Genomic DNA, 4,229 nt, shown 5'->3' on the forward strand with positions numbered 1-4,229 from the left:
CAGCCTGCCTTGATCTCTTGGTTGGGTGCCGGCCTTGGCCAGCATGGAAACATGACGCCCCGAAAACGACGAAGGGCCCGCTGGGCCCCTTTTCCGGAAAGACTCCGGTGACTGGATTCCGGTTGCAACGCGCTGAACAAGCGTGTTGCGGCCCTCCTTCCGGGTGGTTCTCCGATGGGGAGCGCCGCCGTCAGGGGTACTTCTAGGCCGCTGATGATAGCCCCTGCACCGCTCTGGTGCAAGGCTGCGGCCGTCCTGAAACCCTTCGCTGCGCTCGCCAGGCATGGCCCGGCGGATCGGCGGAAGCCGCAAAGAAAAACGCCCTCGAAGCAGAGCTTCGAAGGCGCATTCTTTACTTGGTAGCGGGGGCAGGATTTGAACCTGCGACCTTCGGGTTATGAGCCCGACGAGCTGCCAGACTGCTCCACCCCGCACCGGAAGTGTTTGAACTGCTGCCCCACTCTGGAGAGGGGACGCTCCGCAACGATGTTCTGGCTGAACCGCTGCAGTGACAACTCAAGCTGCGTATATTACACGAATCGCGCAGCTTTGTGTCAACTTTTATGCAAGATGCGCAAATGCCTGCTGGCACCAGACCATGATCGGGTTCCAGGCCAGGCCAAGCGCCAGCAGTGCCAGTGCGTTCACGCCCAGCACGACACCCAGCACGCGGTCCTTGCTGCGCGGCATGGCCTCGCCCACCGGCTCATCGAAGTACATGACCTTGATGACGCGCAGGTAGTAGAAGCAACCGACCACGGCGCACAGCACGCCCAGGATCGCCAGCCACAGCAGGCCGCCGTTGATGGCTGCGCCGAGCACGGCCAGCTTGGTCCAGAAACCGAGGAACGGCGGGATGCCTGCCAGCGACGCCATGATGCACAGCACCAGGCCGGCCATCCACGGGTTGCGGGCGTTCAGGCCCTTGAAGTCCTCGATGTTCTCGGCCTCGAAACCGGCGCGCGACAGCGCGATGATCGCGCCGAAGGCCGCGGTCGACATGATCGCGTAGGCCAGGGCGTAGAACAGCGCGGCCGCATAGCCCTGCGAACCGCCGCCGGCGATGCCCATCAGCAGGAAGCCGATATGCGAGACCGTGGAGAACGCCAGCATGCGCTTGAGGTTGCTCTGCGCAATGGCCATCAGGTTGCCGATCACCAACGAGACCGCGGCCAGACCGGCGATCAGCAGCTGCAGTTCGGTGGACAGCGGGCCCACGCCCATTTCCAGCAGGCGGTAGGCCATGCCGAAGGCGGCCAGCTTCGGTGCCGAGCTGATGAACAGCGCGATCGGAGCCGGAGCACCCTGGTACACGTCGGGCAGCCACATATGGAACGGTGCGGCACCCAGCTTGAAGGCAACACCGGCAATCATGAATACCGCGCCGGTGATCAGCAGCACGCGCTCTTCCGAGTGCGGGATGGCGGCCTGGATGGCATCCAGGTGCAGGCTGCCGGTGGCGCCGTAGATCAGCGACATGCCGTACAGCAGCAGGCCAGAAGCCAGCGAGCCGAGGACGATATATTTCATCGCCGCTTCCGAGGCCAGGCCGCTTTCACGGTTGCTGGCGACCAGCGCGTAGGAGCACAGGGCCAGCAGTTCCAGGCCCAGGTACACCATCAGCAGGCTGCCGGCGGACACCAGGATCATCATGCCGGCGGTGCCGAACAGGATCAGCACAGGAATCTCACCCTGGAACAACTTGCGCTCGCGCAGGTAGCCCCAGCCGTAAATCAGGGTCAGGCCGCTGAGCAGCACGATCCCGGTCTTCATCACGTCCGCGGCGGTATCGCGCACGAACATGCCATGGAAGACCTCCCCCTGCCCGCCCACGCCGGTAGCCAGCATGAACAGCACCACGGCCAGTGCGGCGACCGAGAACAGGTGGGTGACGATCTTGTTCCGCTCGCTGACGAACAGGTCGAGGATCATCAGGGCGAAGGCGCTGCCGATCAGCACCAGCTCGGGAGCGAGCGGTGGCAGGTCAGCGGCGGTCAGTGGCAGCAGCGGCGAGGTGGTCATCATCAAATCCTGGAATTACAGCAACTTGCTGGATGCGATCTGCATCGCCAGCTTTGCGATCGAGGGCTCCATCAGGTCGGTCAGCGGCTTGGGGTAGACGCCCAGGGCCAGTACGCCAATGGCGAACACGCCCAGCACCAGCCATTCGCGGCCGTTGATGTCCTTCAGTTCGGCGACGTGGCTGTTGGCCACCTCACCGAAGAAGATGCGCTTGTACAGCCACAGGGTATAGGCCGCACCGATGATCAGGGTGGTGGCTGCGCCCAGGGCGATCCACGGGTTCCGCTGGAACGCCGACAGGATGACCATGAATTCACCGACGAAACCGCTGGTGCCCGGCAGGCCCGCATTGGCCATGAAGAACAGCATGGCAAAGGTGGCGAACCAGGGCATCACGTTGACCACGCCGCCGTAATCGGCGATGCGGCGGCTGTGCATGCGGTCGTACAACACGCCGACGCAGGAGAACATGGCGCCGGACACGAAGCCGTGCGAGATCATCTGCACCATGGCGCCCTGCAGGCCCAGGCGTGCCGCATCGACGTTGCCGGCTTCACGCACCAGCCACAAGGCGATGAAGGTGCCCAGGGTGACGAAGCCCATGTGCGCGATCGACGAATAGGCGATCAGCTTCTTCATGTCGTCCTGCACCAGGGCGACCAGGCCGACGTAGATCACCGCGATCAGCGACAGTGCAATGACCAGCCATGCCCATTCCTGCGACGCATCGGGGACGATCGGCAGGTTGAAGCGCAGGAAGCCGTAGCCACCGATCTTCAGTGCGATGGCGGCCAGGATCACCGAACCGGCGGTCGGCGCTTCCACGTGCGCGTCCGGCAGCCAGGTGTGCACCGGGAACATCGGCACCTTGACAGCGAAAGCGATCAGGAACGCGAAGAAGATCCAGGTCTGTTCCTTGCCCGACAGCTGCAGTGCATAAAGGTCGGCCAGCTGGAAGCTGCCGCCCTTCATGTACAGGTAGATCAGCGCCACCAGCATCAGCACCGAGCCGAGGAAGGTGTACAGGAAGAACTTCAGCGCGGCGTAGATGCGGCGCGGGCCGCCCCAGACACCGATGATCAGGAACATCGGGATCAGCATCGCCTCGAAGAACACGTAGAACAGCATCGCGTCCGTGGCCGAGAAGATACCGACGGTGACACCTTCCAGGATCAGGAAGGCAGCCACGTACTGGTTCACGCGCTTGTCGATCGCGCTCCAGGCACCGATCAGGGCGAGCACGCTGACCAGCGTGGTCAGCAGGATCAGCGCTACGGCGATGCCGTCCACGCCCAGGTTGTAGCCGATGTTGTAGGTCGGGATCCAGGCGTGGGTCTCGACGAACTGCAGCGCGTCGATGCCCGGGTTGTAGCCGCCCAGCAGCGAGAGACTCGCAACGAAGGTCAGCACCGCGACGCCCAGCGACGCCCAACGGGCGGTCTGCGCATCACGGATCGCAAGGATCAGGGCACCGCCGAGGATCGGCAGCCAGATGAGGACACTGAGTAGAGGCCAGTTCGACACGTCTTCTTATTCCGTACAGGTCATCAACGCAGGTAATGCATCAGCACGCCCAGGAGGGCAATCAGGCCGATGATCATCGCGAAGGCGTAGTGATAGAGGAAACCGGATTGGGTACGGCGCAGCACGCTGGCTGCGACGTCCACAACACGTGCCGAGAGATTGACCACGCCGTCGACGATGTTGCTGTCGATCCAGCGCGAGACCTTGCCCAGCTTGACGCTGCCACCGGCAAAGCCATCGATCCACAGCTTGTCGAAGCCGTACTTGTTTTCCAGCACGGACACCACCGGGGCGAAGGTCTTGCGTGCCTTGCCCGACAGGTCCGGCTTCCACAGGTAGAACAACGCGGCCAGCAGGAAACCTGCCAGGGTCAGCCAGAACGGCGGCAGCATCATGCCGTGCAGCGCGAACGCCACCGGACCATGGAACTCTTCGCCCAGGAAGGCCACGGTGTTCTTGGCCGGATCGTAGAAATCGACGATGCCGGTGAAGAACGTGTTGACCTGGCCCTTGATCGCCGCATGGGCGTGGTGACCGGCCCAGTCGGTGCCATGCAGCATCKGACCGATGCTGAAGAAACCGATGGCGATGGACGGGATGGCCAGCAGGATCAGCGGCAGCGTCACCACCCACGGGGTTTCATGCGGCTCATGCGGACCGTGGCCATGACCGTGGTCGTCATG

At 63.4% G+C, this 4,229-nt stretch carries 2 protein-coding genes, 1 tRNA gene and 1 pseudogene; all 4 read right to left on the reverse strand.

Annotated elements, in window-relative coordinates; all coding sequences use genetic code 11:
• Positions 1-357 precede the first annotated feature (357 nt).
• Positions 358-434, reverse strand: a tRNA-Met gene (locus AB4Y84_RS14870).
• Positions 435-561: 127 nt separating this feature from the next.
• Positions 562-2,022 (reverse strand): NADH-quinone oxidoreductase subunit NuoN, encoded by a 1,461-nt coding sequence (gene nuoN / locus AB4Y84_RS14875; RefSeq protein ID WP_312108565.1) that lies wholly within the window; start codon positions 2,020-2,022, stop codon positions 562-564.
• 15 nt (positions 2,023-2,037) lie between these two features.
• On the reverse strand, positions 2,038-3,546 hold the full coding sequence (locus AB4Y84_RS14880; RefSeq protein WP_442244073.1) for an NADH-quinone oxidoreductase subunit M: 1,509 nt from the start codon (positions 3,544-3,546) through the stop codon (positions 2,038-2,040).
• 23 nt (positions 3,547-3,569) lie between these two features.
• Positions 3,570-4,229, reverse strand: a pseudogene (locus AB4Y84_RS14885) (NADH-quinone oxidoreductase subunit L); the annotation flags it as partial.

The sequence above is a fragment of the Stenotrophomonas sp. 2YAF22 genome (genome assembly GCF_052114665.1).
Lineage (GTDB): Bacteria > Pseudomonadota > Gammaproteobacteria > Xanthomonadales > Xanthomonadaceae > Stenotrophomonas > Stenotrophomonas indicatrix.

What these genes read in the sequence shown, in the direction of transcription:
- nuoN (WP_312108565.1), bottom strand. Translation starts at nt 2,022, where the DNA reads ATGACCACCTCGCCGCTGCTGCCACTGACCGCCGCTGACCTGCCACCG.